The organism is Ralstonia sp. UBA689 (assembly GCF_002298975.1).
Classification (GTDB): domain Bacteria; phylum Pseudomonadota; class Gammaproteobacteria; order Burkholderiales; family Burkholderiaceae; genus Ralstonia.
Genome location: NZ_DBMV01000001.1, coordinates 38,552 through 54,266 on the forward strand (window position 1 = coordinate 38,552; position 15,715 = coordinate 54,266).

The 15,715-nt window shown below is 62.4% G+C and carries 15 protein-coding genes and 1 tRNA gene; 15 read left to right on the top strand and 1 reads right to left on the bottom strand.

All coding sequences use genetic code 11. The annotated features are described in order from the left end of the window. Positions 1–77 precede the first annotated feature (77 nt). Positions 78–629, bottom strand: coding sequence for a hypothetical protein (locus B4F51_RS00185; protein ID WP_296223007.1), 552 nt, complete (start codon positions 627–629; stop codon positions 78–80). Between the two features lie 102 nt (positions 630–731). Between B4F51_RS00185 and B4F51_RS00190 the strand changes: the two genes are divergently transcribed. The 15 genes from B4F51_RS00190 (at position 732) to nuoG (ending at position 15,708) form a co-directional block, all read left to right on the top strand. Beyond that, positions 732–2,000, top strand: a complete 1,269-nt coding sequence (locus B4F51_RS00190) for a branched-chain amino acid ABC transporter substrate-binding protein (protein ID WP_296223009.1) — start codon at positions 732–734, stop codon at positions 1,998–2,000. 163 nt (positions 2,001–2,163) lie between these two features. Beyond that, a complete protein-coding gene (gene rpsO / locus B4F51_RS00195) occupies positions 2,164–2,433 on the top strand; it encodes a 30S ribosomal protein S15 (RefSeq protein WP_296223010.1) in 270 nt (89 codons plus the stop codon). 346 nt (positions 2,434–2,779) lie between these two features. Further along, the gene (pnp, locus tag B4F51_RS00200) at positions 2,780–4,948 is read left to right on the top strand and encodes a polyribonucleotide nucleotidyltransferase (protein WP_296223012.1); all 2,169 of its coding nucleotides are present in this window, start codon (positions 2,780–2,782) and stop codon (positions 4,946–4,948) included. Between the two features lie 103 nt (positions 4,949–5,051). Continuing rightward, complete coding sequence (locus B4F51_RS00205) at positions 5,052–6,002, top strand: HAD family hydrolase (RefSeq protein WP_296223460.1); 951 nt, start codon at positions 5,052–5,054, stop codon at positions 6,000–6,002. A 19-nt stretch (positions 6,003–6,021) separates the two neighbouring features. Further along, positions 6,022–7,026, top strand: a complete 1,005-nt coding sequence (locus B4F51_RS00210; protein WP_296223013.1) for an NAD(P)H-quinone oxidoreductase — start codon at positions 6,022–6,024, stop codon at positions 7,024–7,026. A gap of 87 nt (positions 7,027–7,113) precedes the next feature. Continuing rightward, the gene (gene tpiA, locus B4F51_RS00215; protein WP_296223014.1) at positions 7,114–7,860 is read left to right on the top strand and encodes a triose-phosphate isomerase; all 747 of its coding nucleotides are present in this window, start codon (positions 7,114–7,116) and stop codon (positions 7,858–7,860) included. Positions 7,861–7,925: 65 nt separating this feature from the next. Continuing rightward, a complete protein-coding gene (gene secG / locus B4F51_RS00220) occupies positions 7,926–8,285 on the top strand; it encodes a preprotein translocase subunit SecG (RefSeq protein ID WP_296223015.1) in 360 nt (119 codons plus the stop codon). A 178-nt stretch (positions 8,286–8,463) separates the two neighbouring features. Then, a tRNA-Leu gene (locus B4F51_RS00225) sits at positions 8,464–8,548 on the top strand. A 166-nt stretch (positions 8,549–8,714) separates the two neighbouring features. Next, complete coding sequence (locus tag B4F51_RS00230; protein ID WP_296223016.1) at positions 8,715–9,074, top strand: NADH-quinone oxidoreductase subunit A; 360 nt, start codon at positions 8,715–8,717, stop codon at positions 9,072–9,074. Between the two features lie 6 nt (positions 9,075–9,080). Next, complete coding sequence (locus tag B4F51_RS00235) at positions 9,081–9,563, top strand: NuoB/complex I 20 kDa subunit family protein (RefSeq protein WP_003261929.1); 483 nt, start codon at positions 9,081–9,083, stop codon at positions 9,561–9,563. 1 nt (position 9,564) lies between these two features. Further along, positions 9,565–10,167 (top strand): NADH-quinone oxidoreductase subunit C, encoded by a 603-nt coding sequence (locus B4F51_RS00240; protein WP_296223017.1) that lies wholly within the window; start codon positions 9,565–9,567, stop codon positions 10,165–10,167. A 22-nt stretch (positions 10,168–10,189) separates the two neighbouring features. After that, complete coding sequence (locus B4F51_RS00245; protein WP_296223019.1) at positions 10,190–11,443, top strand: NADH-quinone oxidoreductase subunit D; 1,254 nt, start codon at positions 10,190–10,192, stop codon at positions 11,441–11,443. A gap of 101 nt (positions 11,444–11,544) precedes the next feature. Then, entirely contained in the window at positions 11,545–12,048 is a 504-nt protein-coding gene (gene nuoE / locus B4F51_RS00250) for an NADH-quinone oxidoreductase subunit NuoE (protein WP_296223020.1), read from the top strand. Further along, the gene (gene nuoF, locus B4F51_RS00255) at positions 12,049–13,344 is read left to right on the top strand and encodes an NADH-quinone oxidoreductase subunit NuoF (protein WP_296223022.1); all 1,296 of its coding nucleotides are present in this window, start codon (positions 12,049–12,051) and stop codon (positions 13,342–13,344) included. It abuts the gene before it with no gap. A gap of 12 nt (positions 13,345–13,356) precedes the next feature. Further along, positions 13,357–15,708: an NADH-quinone oxidoreductase subunit NuoG gene (gene nuoG / locus B4F51_RS00260; RefSeq protein WP_296223024.1), complete on the top strand. Its 2,352-nt coding sequence runs from the start codon at positions 13,357–13,359 to the stop codon at positions 15,706–15,708. Positions 15,709–15,715 lie beyond the last annotated feature (7 nt).

Here is a 15,715-nt window from a genome sequence, read left to right on the forward strand (position 1 = left end):
CACGACATGGCCGACCCGAACACCCACGCCAGGTGATGCGCCTCGCGTGGCTGTTGCCGTTGTAGCGCGGCCAGTGCTCAGTGGCTGGAATCGTGGTCGTGGTCGTACATCGGGTCTGGGCTGACCTGCGTGAGCCGCACGATCCCCCGGTCGTCGAAATAGAAGTTCATCAGCGACGGCCACACGCCTTCGTGCTTGAAGCGGTAGGACCACACCAGCCGGCCCATCAAGCGGAAATAGGCGATTTCCTCGGGTTTGCCGAACATCTGCAGCACATCCTTCTGCGTCGAGGTGCCGACGCGGATCTGCGCAAAATCCATCGTGGTCAGGATCTGCCGGAACGATGTCAGGCGGCCAGATGCGTCGAAATCGGCTGCATAGGTGTATTGCCCGTACGGCTGCGTCGGATACAGCCAGCGCGTGCCGCCATCGGCGCGCGGGTATTGTTCTGGTGGCTTGCCAAAGCGGGCGGCAACGGCGGATTCCGGTTGTCCGATCAAGGTTTGCCCAGTCTGGACCGGGGCGAGTACAGTGCAGCCGGCTGCCAATGCCAATGCCAATGCCAATGCCAATGCCAATGCCGACGCCGCAGCAATCACGCCGATGTGACCAAGCGAATGGGCCTTCATGATGTGCTCTCCTGCCGTGTCTTGAGTTTAGGGCGGAACGCGGCTTGTGTCGGGGCGGCACCACCCCTTACCATCCGGCGCTGCTTACGGGGAATTACCACCATGTTTCGTTTGCTTGTGGCCGCGCTGGCGGTCGTGGGATTGAGCGCGGCGACGGTCAATCTTGCCGTTGCACAGCCCGAGGCCGCGCCGATTCGCTTGGCGCTGATCGAGGGACTTTCCGGCCCGTTTGCCAATGCGGGGGAGGCGGTGGATCGCAATCTGCGCATCGCCATCGAAGGTGTGAATGCGCGGGGCGGCGTAAAGCTGCCCGACGGACGCCATCCGCTCGCGCTGGTGCGCTTCGACAGCAAGAACACGGTCGATGAGTCCCTGCTGCAACTGCAGGCAGCCACCGATGCCGGTATCCGCTTCGTCCTGCAGGGCAACAGTTCGGCGGCTGCGGCAGCGTTGTCGACGTCGATTTCGCGCTACAACGAACGTCACCCCGATGCGCGCGTGCTGTTCCTCAACTACGCCGCTGTCGATCCGGCCCTGACCAACGAGGCGTGCACCTTCTGGCACTTCCGCTTCGACGCCTCGGCCGACATGCGCATGCTCGCGCTGACCGAGGTGATCCGCACGGACAAGTCGGTCAAGAATGTCTACCTGATTGGCCAGGACTACACGTTCGGCCGCCAAGTGGCCCAATCGGCGCGTCAGCAGTTGAGCGAGAAGCGGCCCGATATCGCCATCGTCGGCGAGGTGTTGCACCCGATCGGCAAGGTGAAGGATTTCGCGCCGTATGTAGCGCGCATCGCAGCTTCTGGTGCGGACACGGTCATCACCGGCAATTGGGGCAACGACCTGACCCTGCTGGTCAAGGCTGCGCGTGACGCGGGCCTCAAGGCACGCTTCTTCACGTTCTATGGCAATTCGCTGGGCGCACCGGGGGCGATGGGCGAGGCAGGAGTTGGCCGCGTCGTGGCGGTGGCGGAGTGGCACCCGAATCTGGGCGGCGGCAAATCCGATGCGTTTTACAAGGCGTTCCGCGCGCGCTACCCGGCGCCGGCCGACGATTACCCGGTGCTGCGCGACCAGATGATGATCGACATGCTGGCCGCCGCCGTCGAGCGGGCTGGCACAACCGAGGCGGGTGCCGTGGCGCGTGCGCTGGAAGGCGCTTCGCTGGACAGCGGTTTCCACCGCATCACGCTGCGCGCCGAGGATCATCAGGCCATCCAGCCGCTGATCGTCACGCAGATGGAGCGGGTGGGCACGCCTGGCGTGCCGTTCGATATCGAGGGTTCCGGCTACGGTTTTCGGACCCTGAAAGTGATCCCGGCCGCGCAAACCGTCTTGCCAACGACTTGCAGGATGACGCGCTATTGACCGGCCCTGACACAGAACTGTCGTTTGCCGGGGCATTTGGGCTATAATCGCCGTCTTGCCGTCCAGGCCGCGTTCGGAATGGGGCCGGCAAGACATTGTTCAACACGGCACCGGCGGCGATGGTTTTCAGGCGCTGCAGTGTCCGCAAGTCAAAGGAATCGAAATGTCCGTCGCTGACATCAACAAGCAAGAAATCGTCAAGAACAACGGCCGCAGCGCCAACGATACGGGTAGCCCGGAAGTGCAAGTTGCACTGCTGACGGCCCGCATCAACGAGCTGCAACCGCACTTCAAGGCGCACATGAAGGACCACCACAGCCGCCGCGGCCTGCTCAAGATGGTGAGCCGTCGCCGCCGTCTGCTGGACTACCTCAAGGGCAAAGACGCTGACCGCTACACCGCACTGGTTGCGAAGCTGGGTCTGCGTAAGTAATGGTGGCTCTCACGCACTGCGCGTGATGAACAAGTGCCTGCGTCAGCGTGCTGATGCAGGCATTTTGTTTTTGGCGGCCGCATTTGCGGCCAAGCCGGGCAACCGGCAAGCGATGGCAGCCAGACCGCTTGTTTAAGCTTAACTAGCGGATGCATCGGCTGCCTGGGACCGGGGGCGGCGGGAAGCAGAATCTTGTGTCATTCCAGCGCGGCGTTGAGCACCAGCGCCGCGCTGGAATGGCATAAACACACCTCTGCAACCACACCGTCTTCCGGAACGTGTTTGTCGCGGCGCTTGAGAAACGATGTTCAAGAGTTGGCGCCGCGAATACCGAACAGGAGAAAACATGTTCAATAAGATCGTCAAAGAATTCCAATGGGGCGGCCATACGGTCCGCATGGAAACGGGTGAGATTGCTCGTCAGGCCAGCGGCGCCGTGCTGCTCGACATGGACGACACCGTCGTGCTCGCCACCGTGGTGGGCGCCAAGAACCCGAAGCCGGGTCAAGACTTTTTCCCGCTGACCGTCGACTACCTCGAGAAGACCTACGCCGCCGGCAAGATTCCTGGCGGCTTCTTCAAGCGTGAAGGCCGTCCGTCGGAGAACGAAACGCTGACCTCGCGCCTGATCGATCGTCCGCTGCGTCCGCTGTTCCCGGAAGGCTTCTACAACGAAGTCCAAGTTGTCATCCACGTGCTGTCGATCAACCCGGAAGTGCCGGCAGACATCCCGGCACTGGTGGCCGCATCGGCAGCACTGGCCGTGTCGGGCCTGCCGTTCAACGGTCCGGTGGGCGCTGCCCGTGTGGGTTACAAGGATGGCCAGTACCTGCTGAACCCGAACCGCGCACAGCTCGCGCATTCGGAACTGGACCTCGTGGTGGCCGGAACCGAGCGTGCCGTGCTGATGGTCGAATCCGAAGCCAACCAGCTCTCGGAAGAAGTCATGCTGGGCGCCGTTGTATATGGCCATGATCAGATGCAGATCGCCATCAACGCGATCCATGATCTGGTGCGCGAAGGCGGCAAGCCCGAGTGGGATTGGCAAGCAGCTCCCAAGAACGAAGCGCTGGTCGCCAAGGTATCCGAACTGGGCCTGGCCGATCTGCAAGCCGCTTACCAACTGCGCCAGAAGTCGGCTCGCAGCCAGAAGCTGAAGGAAGTCTACAAGTCGGTGGCCGAGAAGCTGGCCGAAGCCGGCGTGGAAGCCGACGGTGTGGAAGTCGACAACATCCTGTTCGAGCTCGAATCGAAGATCGTGCGCGGCCAGATCCTGAGCGGCGAACCGCGTATCGACGGCCGCGACACCCGTACGGTGCGCCCGATCGAGATTCGCTCCTCCGTGCTGCCGCGCGCTCACGGCTCGGCGCTGTTCACGCGTGGTGAAACGCAAGCGCTGGTGGTGGCTACGCTGGGCACCAAGAGCGACGAGCAGATCATCGACGCGCTGCAAGGCGAGTACCGTGACCGCTTCATGCTCCACTACAACATGCCGCCGTTCGCCACGGGCGAAACCGGCCGCGTGGGTAGCCCGAAGCGCCGCGAAATCGGCCACGGCCGTCTGGCCAAGCGTGCACTGATCCCGGTGCTGCCGAAGGACGATGAATTCGCCTACACGATCCGCCTGGTGTCGGAGATCACCGAGTCGAACGGTTCGTCGTCGATGGCGTCCGTCTGCGGCGGCTGCCTGGCACTGATGGATGCTGGCGTGCCCGTCAAGGCGCACGTGGCCGGCGTGGCCATGGGCCTGATCCTGGAAGGCAACAAGTTCGCCGTGCTGACCGACATCCTGGGTGACGAAGATCACCTGGGCGATATGGACTTCAAGGTGGCGGGTACCGACAACGGTATCACCGCGCTGCAGATGGACATCAAGGTGCAGGGCATCACCAAGGAAATCATGCAGGTCGCACTGGCGCAAGCCAAGGAAGGCCGTCTACATATCCTGGGCAAGATGCAGGCTGCGATGGGTCACGCACGCACCGAGCTGTCGGAGCACGCTCCGCGCATGATTACCGTCAAGATCAACCCGGAGAAGATCCGCGACGTGATCGGCAAGGGCGGTTCGACCATCCAGGCGCTGACCAAGGAAACCGGCTGCACGATCGACATCCAGGAAGACGGTACGATCACCATCGCGTCGACTTCGTCGGAAGGCATGGCTGAAGCCAAGCGCCGCATCGAGGCCATCACGGCCGAGGCCGAAGTGGGCAAGATCTACAACGGCACCGTGCTCAAGCTGCTGGACTTCGGCGCGATCGTGAACATTCTGCCGGGCAAGGACGGTCTGCTGCACATCTCGGAAATCGCCAACGAGCGCGTGAACCAGGTGTCGGACTACGTGAAGGAAGGCCAAGCCGTGCGCGTGAAGCTGCTGAGCACCGACGAGAAGGGTCGCATGCGTCTGTCGATCAAGGCCGCTAAGGCCGAGGAAGGCGACGTGCCGGCCGCAGCACCGCAAGCGCCTGGCGCTGGCGATGCTACTTCGCAGCAGCAACAGCAACAACAGCAGTAACCGTAGCAAAGGCGGCGAGGTTTCTCGCACCGAAGACGGCTGGACAGTGTCCAGCCGTTTTTTTGTTTACACTGCGTCGCGAGTTCTCCACCTGCCTCCGACCATGAGCCGCCTGTTCGAACAAAACCGCATCGCCGTCGTCTGGGATTTCGACAAGACGCTGATCCCGCGTTACATGCAAGTGCCGCTGTTCGAGCGGTACAACCTCGACGAGGCTGCGTTCTGGAAAGAGGTGGGCGCGGGTTCTTCTGCACTTGAAGCTGCTGGCCAGAGGGTCAACCATGACACGTTCTATCTGAGTGTTCTGCTGCGTTACGTGCGTGAGCGCAGGATGTCTGGCTTGAGCAATGCGCTGCTGCGTGAGTTAGGCGGCACGCTGGAATTCTTTCCGGGGGTGGTGGAATTTTTCTCGGCCAGCAAGGCATGGGTTGCCAGCGTTCCCGCCTACCAGCAGTTCGACATCCAGTTGGAGCACTACATTGTCAGCACAGGGTTGACCGAGATGATCAAGGGCTCGGTGTTGGCGCCGCATATCGATGGCATCTGGGGGTGCGAGTTCCTTGAGTCTGCTGCACCCGACGGGCAGGCGGAAATCGCTGAGGTGATCTACGCTATCGACAACACGACGAAGACGCGCGCGATTTTTGAGATCAACAAAGGCGTCAACAAGCATCACGAGGTCAACGTCAATTCGACAATTGCCGAGGAGGAGCGCCGCGTGCCCATGCGCAATATGATCTACGTGGCGGACGGCCCGAGCGACATTCCGGCATTTTCCGTCGTGCGTAAGGGAGGTGGCCGAACTTACGCCGTCTACAACGCAACGAGCCAGGATGGGCGTTCTTTTGAGCAGGCCGATGATCTGCGCGCCAATCAGCGTGTCGATTCGTTTGGTCCTGCCGATTACTGCGCGCGTTCGCATACCGAGCGGTGGCTCAAGTTGCATATCGGCAAGATCGCCGACGCCATCGTCCACGGCAAGCAAGAGATCCTGCGCGAGACCACGCGCGGCATTCCGCAGCATTTTGTCGAGCCGAAGCGTGCCGCGTCGTAACTCAAATAACCTGATTCCCATGAAAGCCATTGAAATTACCCAGTACGGCGGCCCCGAAGTTCTGCAGCTCGGCGAGCGTCCGATGCCTGAGCCGAAAGCGGGTGAAGTGCTGATCCGCGTGCGTGCGGCTGGCGTGAACCGGCCCGATGTGTTCCAGCGCATGGGCAACTATCCGGTGCCGCTCGGCGCGTCGGATATTCCCGGGCTGGAAGTGGCTGGTGAGATTGTCAGCGGCGATCTATCGCATGCCGATAACCGCTACGGCTTGAAGGTGGGCGACCGCGTCTGCGCGCTGGTGCAGGGCGGCGGTTATGCGGAGTTCTGCACGGCGCCGCTGGGCCAGGTGCTGCCGGTACCGGCCGGCCTGTCCGACGTCGAGGCGGCAGCGCTGCCTGAGAACTATTTCACCGTGTGGTCGAACGTGTTTGATCGCGGCTTGCTGGGGCAGGGCGCGCACGGCGCCGATGAAACGCTGCTGGTGCAGGGCGGCTCCAGCGGTATCGGCACGACGGCCATTCAGATGGCGTCTGCGCTGGGGTATCGCGTGTTCGCCACCGCAGGCAGCGCTGACAAGTGCTCCGCCTGCGTCGAACTGGGTGCCACGCGCGCTATCAATTACAAGACCCAGGATTTCGTCGAGATCGTCAAGACTGAAACCGGACGCGGCGTTGATGTGGTGCTCGACATGGTTGGCGGCAGCTACGTCGCGCGTGAGATCGCCTGCACGGCCGATGATGGCCGCATCGTGCTGATTGCGCTGCTGGGCGGCGCCAAGGCCGAGGTGCCGCTGGGCGACATCCTGCGCCGACGCATCACGCTCACCGGCTCGACGCTGCGTCCGCGCCCGGTAGCCTTCAAGGCAGCCATCGCGGCCAACCTGGTCGAGAAGGTCTGGCCGCTGCTGGCGTCGGGCCATATCAAGCCGGTCATCCATGCGGTCATGCCGGCCGCACAGGCGGCGCAGGCGCACGCCTTGATGGAATCGAGCGCACACATTGGCAAGATCATGTTGGTCTGGAGCTGATGTCCGAAGACGCCGAAATTGACCCTGTTTTTGCCGCCACGGTAGAATAGCGGGTTTATTTGACAGTCGACCGGGCGGAACAAGAACGTGAACGCAAGACCGAAGCTGGTGGTGGGCAACTGGAAGCTGCACGGCAGCCTGAACACCAATGCCGCGCTGCTTGAGCAGATCAAGGCGGCGGGCAAGACCAACGCCACGCTGGCGGTGTGCGCACCGTTCCCGTATTTGGCTCAGTGCCAATCGCTGCTGGCGGGCTCTGTAGTGGGTTGGGGCGCACAGGATGTGTCGGCCGAAACGCGTGGCGCCTTCACCGGCGAAGTGGCGGCGTCGATGCTGTCGGAGTTCGGTTGCGGCTACGTGATCGTCGGCCACTCCGAGCGTCGCACGTATCACGGCGAAACCGATGCGCAGGTGGCGACCAAGGCGCTGCGTGCGTTGGAACACGGCATCAACCCGATCGTCTGCGTGGGTGAAACGCTGGCGCAGCGTGAAGCAGGTGAGACCGAGCAGGTAGTGGGACGCCAACTGGATGCGGTGCTGGATGCGCTGTCGATCGAGCAACTGGGTCGGATCGTTGTTGCCTACGAGCCGGTATGGGCCATCGGCACCGGCAAGACCGCGACCAGCGAGCAGGCGCAGGCGGTGCACGCCTTCCTGCGCGCGCGCGTTGCAGCTCGTGACGCGGGTGTGGCGCAGCGCCTGCCGATTCTGTACGGCGGCAGCGTCAAGCCGGACAACGCAGGTGAGCTGTTTGCAATGGCGGACATCGACGGCGGCCTGATTGGCGGCGCGTCGCTGAAGGCCGATGATTTCCTGGCGATTGGTCGCGCTTAAACGATTGGTCGAGGTTGCAACGTGCGGTGCACGTGCAACCGCAACACATTATTGAGAGATACGAAATGGCAATTCTGAAGACTCTGCTGCTGGTGGCGCAAATCTTGAGTGCGCTCGGCGTGATCGGCCTAGTGCTGCTGCAGCACGGCAAGGGCGCGGACGTTGGTGCGGCCTTTGGTTCCGGGGCATCGGGCAGCCTGTTCGGTGCTACCGGTTCGGCCAACTTCCTTTCGCGTACCACGGCCGTTCTGGCCACCGTGTTCTTCGTGGCCACGCTGGCGCTGACGCTGATCGGCACCAACAAGGGTAGCGTGTCGACGGGCGTGATGGGTTCGGTGGCTCCGATTGCGACGCCGGCTTCCGCGCTGGCAGCCTCGGCTCCTGCAGTTCCGGCAGCGGCTTCCGCCCCGGCTGTGCCGAAGTAATTCGACGTAATGATGACGGGCGCGCCGTCGGGTTTTTCGGTGCGCCTCGCCGCACAAGTTTTTTGTTTGTGCGTTGAACAAAAGCCCAGCTTTGCGGTAGAATGCAAGGCTTGAAACAATGCGGAAAACGGTGGTGGCACAAAGCCCGATCGTGTTCTTGATAAAGTTTCTTCCCCCAGCCGACGTGGTGAAATTGGTAGACACGCTATCTTGAGGGGGTAGTGGCGAAAGCTGTGCGAGTTCGAGTCTCGCCGTCGGCACCAATCAAATTTCGGGGTCTGTTCAACGGGATTGTTCCGCGCAGACCCCATCCGCAAAACGGCGGGTAGTTCGAGCGCCGTGAGGCTGCGGACCCGGCGCCTTCGATGGGGCGACAAGGCGCCGCCTGCGGGCAGTGCTGTTGCAACCATTCAAAAAGGCGGGCGTCCCTTGAACCTCGAAGCCTATTTCCCCGTTCTGCTGTTCATCGTCATCGGTGTTGGCCTTGGCCTTGCCCTGATGACCATCGGCCGAGTCCTCGGTCCGAATAATCCCGATCCTGACAAGCTCTCGCCGTACGAGTGCGGCTTCGAAGCCTTCGAAGACGCGCGCATGAAGTTCGACGTGCGCTATTACCTTATCGCCATTCTGTTCATCCTGTTCGATCTCGAAACAGCGTTCCTCTTCCCGTGGGGCGTGGCGCTGCGCGATATCGGCTGGCCGGGGTTCATTGCGATGGGTGTATTTCTTCTCGAGTTTCTCGTGGGCTTCGTCTACATCTGGAAAAAAGGCGCGCTCGATTGGGAGTGATGTGAAATGGCGATCGAAGGCGTACTCAACGAAGGCTTTGTCACGACCACCGCTGACAAGCTGATCAACTGGACCCGTACCGGGTCGCTGTGGCCGATGACGTTCGGCCTGGCCTGCTGTGCCGTGGAGATGATGCACGCAGGTGCATCGCGTTATGACTTGGACCGCTTCGGGGTGGTGTTCCGCCCGTCGCCGCGCCAGTCCGACGTGATGATCGTGGCAGGCACGCTGTGCAACAAGATGGCGCCCGCGCTGCGCAAGGTGTACGACCAGATGGCCGAGCCGCGCTGGGTCATCTCGATGGGTTCGTGCGCCAACGGCGGCGGCTACTACCACTATTCGTACTCTGTCGTGCGCGGCTGCGACCGCATTGTGCCGGTCGACGTGTACGTGCCGGGCTGCCCGCCGACTGCTGAGGCGCTGATCTACGGCATCATCCAGTTGCAGGCCAAGATCCGCCGCACCAACACCATCGCGCGCAAGGGCTGACATGACCGACAAGCTTGCCACCCTGAAGTCCGCGCTGGAAAAGGCACTGGGCAACCGCATTCAAAGTCTGACCGAGTCGGTCGGTGAACTCACCCTCGTGGTGAAGGCGGCCGATTACCTCGAGGCCATGCGCACGCTGCGCGACGACGCATCGCTCAAATTCGAGCAACTGATGGATTTGTGCGGCGTCGACTACGCTGACTACGGCGATGGCGCCTGGAATGGTCCGCGCTTTGCGGCTGTGTCGCACCTGCTGTCGGTCACACACAACTGGCGTGTGCGTGTGCGCGTGTTCGCGCCGGACGACGACCTGCCGGTCGTGGCGTCCATGGTTGATCTCTGGAACTCCGCCAACTGGTTCGAGCGCGAGGCGTTCGATCTGTACGGCCTGGTATTCGAAGGCCACCCGGACCTGCGCCGTATCCTGACCGATTATGGCTTTATCGGCCATCCGTTCCGCAAAGATTTCCCTGTGTCGGGCTACGTTGAAATGCGTTACGACCCGGTGCAACGCCGCGTGGTTTACCAGCCGGTGACCATCGAGCCGCGCGAGATTACGCCGCGTGTGATCCGTGAGGATCAATACGGTGGCTTAAAGCACTGACGGCACTGAAGGGCGCCCGACTATGGCAGATATCAAGAACTACACCCTGAACTTCGGCCCGCAGCACCCGGCCGCGCACGGCGTGCTGCGCCTAGTGCTCGAGTTGGACGGCGAAGTGATTCAACGTGCTGATCCACACATCGGCCTGCTGCACCGCGCGACCGAGAAGCTCGCCGAGCAGAAGACCTGGATCCAGAGCGTGCCGTACATGGACCGTCTCGACTACGTGTCGATGATGGTCAACGAACACGCCTACGTAATGGCCATCGAGCGCCTGCTGGGCCTCGAAGTGCCACTGCGTGCGCAGTACATCCGCGTCATGTTCGACGAGATCACGCGGATCATGAACCACCTGATGTGGATCGGTTCGCATGCGCTGGACGTGGGCGCTATGGCGGTGTTCCTGTACGCCTTCCGCGAGCGCGAAGACCTGTTCGACATGTATGAAGCCGTGTCGGGCGCGCGTATGCATGCGGCTTATTACCGTCCGGGTGGCGTGTACCGCGACCTGCCCGACACGATGCCGCAATACAAGGCATCCAAGGTGCGCAACGAGAAGGCATTGGCTGCTCTGAACGAAACACGTTCGGGCTCGCTGCTGGACTTCATCGAAGACTTCACCAACCGGTTCCCGAAGTACGTCGACGAATACGAAACGCTGCTGACGGATAACCGGATCTGGAAGCAGCGTCTGGTCGGTATCGGCGTGGTGAGCCCGGAGCGTGCGCTCCAGAAGGGTTTCTCTGGCGCCATGCTGCGCGGCTCGGGCATCGAGTGGGACATCCGCAAGAAGCAGCCGTACGAAGTGTACGATCGCGTCGATTTCGATATCCCGGTCGGTGTGAACGGCGATTGCTACGACCGTTATCTGGTGCGCGTCGAAGAAATGCGCCAGAGCAACCGCATCATCCGCCAGTGCATCGAGTGGCTGCGCAAGAACCCGGGTCCGGTGATCACCGACAATCACAAGGTGGCACCTCCGTCGCGTGTGGACATGAAGACCAACATGGAAGAGCTGATTCATCACTTCAAGCTCTTCACGGAAGGCATGCATGTGCCCGAAGGCGAGGCGTATGCCGCCGTCGAGCACCCGAAGGGCGAGTTCGGCATCTACGTGGTGTCGGATGGCGCCAACAAGCCGTACCGCCTGAAGATCCGTGCACCGGGCTTCGCCCATCTGGCGGCACTCGACGAGATGGCCAAGGGCCACATGATCGCCGACGCTGTGACGATCATCGGTACGCAAGACATCGTGTTTGGCGAGATCGACCGCTGAACCCGCAGGAAACAACGGTTTGACGCGCTGGCAAGCGCGGCTGTGAAACGAGGACGCACGCCGGGGTGAGAGCCCCGCGTCCCGCACCAATCGCAACGAAAATGCTATCAGCAGAAGCTCTCAAGGAAATCGACCGGGCGGTCGCGAAATATCCCGCCGACCAGAAGCAGTCCGCCGTGATGGCGGCGCTGGCGGTCGCGCAGAGCGAGAAAGGCTGGGTCTCGCCCGAAGTCATGCAGTTCGTGGCCGAGTACCTCGAAATGCCGCCGGTGTGGGTCGAGGAAGTGGCGACGTTCTACAACATGTACGACACCAAGCCGGTGGGCCGCTTCAAGCTGTCGGTGTGCACGAATCTGCCGTGCGCGCTGTCGGGCGGCGAGCGCGCGGCCGACTACCTGAAGAAGAAGCTGGGCATCGGTTTCAACGAGACGACGGCCGACGGCAACTTCACGCTGAAGGAAGGCGAGTGCATGGGCGCGTGCGGTGACGCACCGGTCATGATCGTCAACAACACCCATATGTGCAGCTTCATGAGCAACGAGAAGCTCGACGCGCTGATCGCCGATCTGCAGGCGAAGGCGTCCGCCAACGGAGCAGGCAAGTAAATGACCTCCCTGCACGATCGACACATCCAGCCGTTGATTCTCGCCGGCCTGAACGGCGACAACTGGCACCTTGAAGATTACGTCAAGCGCGGCGGCTATCAGCAGCTCAAGCGCATCCTGACGGAAAAGATCCCGCCTGAACAAATCATCGCCGACGTGAAGGCCTCGGGCCTGCGCGGTCGTGGCGGTGCGGGCTTCCCGACCGGCCTGAAGTGGAGCTTCATGCCGCGCCAGTTCCCGGGCCAGAAATACCTGGTCTGCAACACGGACGAAGGCGAGCCGGGCACGTTCAAGGATCGCGACATCATTCGCTACAACCCGCATGCCCTGATCGAAGGCATGGCCATCGGCGGCTACGCGATGGGTATCACCGTGGGCTACAACTACATCCATGGCGAGATCTGGAACGAATACAAGATCTTTGAGCAGGCGCTCGAAGAGGCGCGTGCTGCAGGTTTTCTGGGCGATAACATCCTCGGCTCCGGCTTCAACTTCCAACTGCATGCGCACCATGGCTATGGCGCGTACATCTGCGGCGAGGAAACCGCGCTGCTCGAGTCGCTGGAGGGCAAGAAGGGTCAGCCGCGTTTCAAGCCGCCGTTCCCGGCCAGCTTCGGTCTGTACGGCAAGCCGACCACCATCAACAACACCGAAACCTTTGCTGCGGTGCCGTTCCTGCTCACTATCGGTCCGGACAACTACCTGAAGATGGGCAAGCCGAACAACGGCGGCTCGAAGATCTTCTCGGTGTCCGGCGATGTGGAGCGCCCAGGCAATTACGAGATTCCGCTCGGCACGCCGTTCTCCAAGCTGCTGGAACTGGCTGGCGGCATGCGCGGCGGCAAGAAGCTCAAGGCGGTCATTCCGGGCGGCTCGTCGGCGCCGGTCGTGCCGGCCGATCTGATGATGGCCTCCGACATGGATTACGACTCGATCGCCAAGGCCGGCTCGATGCTCGGCTCGGGCGCAGTCATCGTCATGGACGAGACGCGCTGCATGGTGAAGTCGCTGCTGCGCCTGTCGTACTTTTACTACGAAGAATCGTGCGGTCAGTGCACGCCGTGTCGTGAGGGTACTGGCTGGCTGTATCGCGTGGTCGATCGCATCGAGCACGGCAAGGGCCGCCAGGAAGACCTGGACCTGCTCAACAGCGTGGCCGAGAACATCATGGGCCGGACCATCTGCGCACTCGGCGATGCCGCCGCGATGCCGGTCCGCGGCATGCTCAAGCACTACTGGGATGAGTTCGCGTATCACGTCGAACACAAGCGGTGCATGGTGCCCACCTACATTTAAGCGTGGCAGAACATGGTTGAAATCGAAATCGATGGCAAGAAGGTCGAGGTTGCCGAAGGCAGCCTGGTGATGGAGGCGGCTCGCCAGGCGGGCACGTATATCCCTCACTTCTGCTATCACCGCAAACTGTCGGTCGCGGCCAACTGCCGGATGTGCCTGGTCGAGGTCGAGAAGGCGCCCAAGGCGCTGCCGGCCTGCGCCACGCCCGTCACCGCAGGCATGAAGGTCTTCACTGCCTCGGAGAAGGCCGTGAAGGCGCAGAAGTCCGTGATGGAATTCCTGCTGATCAACCACCCGCTGGATTGCCCGATCTGCGATCAGGGCGGCGAGTGCCAACTGCAGGATCTGGCTGTCGGCTACGGCAAGTCTGAATCGCGCTACAAGGAAGAGAAGCGCGTGGTGTTCCACAAGAATGTAGGGCCGCTGATCTCCATGGAAGAGATGACGCGCTGCATTCACTGCACGCGCTGCGTTCGTTTTGGCCAGGAAGTTGCTGGCGTGATGGAACTGGGCATGCTCAACCGTGGCGAGCATTCCGAGATCACCACGTTCGTCGGCCAGACGGTGGACTCCGAACTGTCGGGCAACATGATCGACCTGTGCCCGGTCGGTGCGCTGACCAGCAAGCCGTTCCGCTATTCGGCACGTACGTGGGAGTTGGCACGCCGCAAGTCGGTGTCGCCGCACGACGGCCTGGGCGCTAACGTGATTGTCCAGACCAAGAACCAGCGCGTGATGCGCGTGCTGCCGCTGGAGAACGAGGCCATCAATGAATGCTGGCTGTCGGACAAGGATCGCTTTGCCTATGAAGGCGTCAACAGCGACGACCGCCTGACCCAGCCGATGCTCAAGCAGGGCGGCCAGTGGAAGGCCGTCGACTGGACGACGGCGCTGGAATACGTTGCCAATGGCCTGAACGAAATCAAGCGCGACCATGGTGCCGAGCAGATCGGCGCGCTGGCCAGCCCGCACAGCACGCTGGAAGAACTCTTCCTGCTGCAAAAGCTGGTGCGCGGTATCGGCAGCGACAACGTTGATTTCCGTCTGCGCCAATCCGATTTTTCCGCCAAGCCGACGGGCGCTCCGTGGCTGGGTATGCCGATTGCTGAGGTGTCGCTGCTGCAGCGTGCGCTGGTGGTGGGCGCCTTCCTGCGCAAGGATCATCCGCTGCTGGCCGCGCGTCTGCGTCAAGCCGGCAAGAAAGGTTTGCAACTGAACGCGATCGGTGCCGGCGGCGAAGATATGCTGATGCCTGCCACGCAACTGCTGGGCGCGCCGTCACAGTGGCTGTCGTTGCTGTCGGAAGTGGCTGTGGCAGTGGCTGCTGCCAACAACATCGCGCGTCCGGCCGGCACCGATGGCATTGAAGCGGGCGAGATCGCCAAGCGCATTGCTGCGAGCTTGACCTCGGGCGAACGCAAGGCTGTGTTCCTGGGCAATGCTGCCGTCGCGCATCCGCAATTCTCGAAGTTGCATGCGCTGGCCCAGTGGGTTGCGCAGCAGACTGGCGCCGTGCTGGGCTTCCTGACAGAAGCAGCCAACACGGTCGGTGGTTACATCGCCGGCGCGTTGCCGCAGGGCAATGGCCTAGACGCCGCCGCCATGCTGGCGAAGCCGCGCCGCGCCTACGTGCTGCTGGGCGCCGAGCCGGAATTCGATACAGCCAACCCGCTGCAGGCTCGCGCTGCACTGGATCAGGCCGACACCGTGATCGTGCTGGCGCCGTTCGCTTCGCGCGCCGCGCTGGAATACGCCGATGTGCTGCTGCCGACCGCGCCGTTCACGGAAACCTCGGGCACTTTTGTCAACTGCGAAGGCCTGCCCCAGAGCTTCAGCGGCGTCGTGCGCAGCCTGGGTGATTCGCGTCCGGCCTGGAAGGTGCTGCGCGTGTTGGGCAACCTGCTGAACGTGGGTGGCTTCGACTATGACACCTCGGAAGTGGTGCGTGACGAAGCGCTGGCCAAGCCGGTCGCCGAGCGTCTGTCGAATACGACGACGACACAGACCAGCGCCCCGGCTGCGGCTGCTGCCGGCATTGAGCGCTTGGCCGACGTGCCGATCTACCACGCCGACCCGATCGTGCGCCGCGCTGGTTCGCTGCAACTGACTGCCGCTGCCCGCGCCGCAGTGCGCGCTGGCCTGCCAGCCGATCTGTTCGCGAAACTGGGTTTGGCCGACGGCGACGCCGTGCGCGTGACGCAGGGGCAGGGCAGCGTGGTGCTGCCGGCCGTGCTGGACCGCTCGCTGGCTTCCGGCGTGATCCGCGTACCGGCTGCCACCGAGGCATCGGCCCAACTGGGTGCAATGTTCGGCGCGGTAAGCGTTGAGAGGGTTGAATCGTCCGCGCTGGCGGCTACGGTGTAAGGGTCAA

Bases quoted from the DNA above. Each gene is read 5' to 3' on its own strand.
- B4F51_RS00185 (WP_296223007.1), bottom strand. From the start codon at position 629: ATGAAGGCCCATTCGCTTGGTCACATCGGCGTGATTGCTGCGGCGTCG.
- B4F51_RS00190 (WP_296223009.1), top strand. From the start codon at position 732: ATGTTTCGTTTGCTTGTGGCCGCGCTGGCGGTCGTGGGATTGAGCGCG.
- rpsO (WP_296223010.1), top strand. From the start codon at position 2,164: ATGTCCGTCGCTGACATCAACAAGCAAGAAATCGTCAAGAACAACGGC.
- pnp (WP_296223012.1), top strand. From the start codon at position 2,780: ATGTTCAATAAGATCGTCAAAGAATTCCAATGGGGCGGCCATACGGTC.
- B4F51_RS00205 (WP_296223460.1), top strand. From the start codon at position 5,052: ATGAGCCGCCTGTTCGAACAAAACCGCATCGCCGTCGTCTGGGATTTC.
- B4F51_RS00210 (WP_296223013.1), top strand. From the start codon at position 6,022: ATGAAAGCCATTGAAATTACCCAGTACGGCGGCCCCGAAGTTCTGCAG.
- secG (WP_296223015.1), top strand. From the start codon at position 7,926: ATGGCAATTCTGAAGACTCTGCTGCTGGTGGCGCAAATCTTGAGTGCG.
- B4F51_RS00235 (WP_003261929.1), top strand. From the start codon at position 9,081: ATGGCGATCGAAGGCGTACTCAACGAAGGCTTTGTCACGACCACCGCT.
- B4F51_RS00240 (WP_296223017.1), top strand. From the start codon at position 9,565: ATGACCGACAAGCTTGCCACCCTGAAGTCCGCGCTGGAAAAGGCACTG.
- B4F51_RS00245 (WP_296223019.1), top strand. From the start codon at position 10,190: ATGGCAGATATCAAGAACTACACCCTGAACTTCGGCCCGCAGCACCCG.
- nuoE (WP_296223020.1), top strand. From the start codon at position 11,545: ATGCTATCAGCAGAAGCTCTCAAGGAAATCGACCGGGCGGTCGCGAAA.
- nuoF (WP_296223022.1), top strand. From the start codon at position 12,049: ATGACCTCCCTGCACGATCGACACATCCAGCCGTTGATTCTCGCCGGC.
- nuoG (WP_296223024.1), top strand. From the start codon at position 13,357: ATGGTTGAAATCGAAATCGATGGCAAGAAGGTCGAGGTTGCCGAAGGC.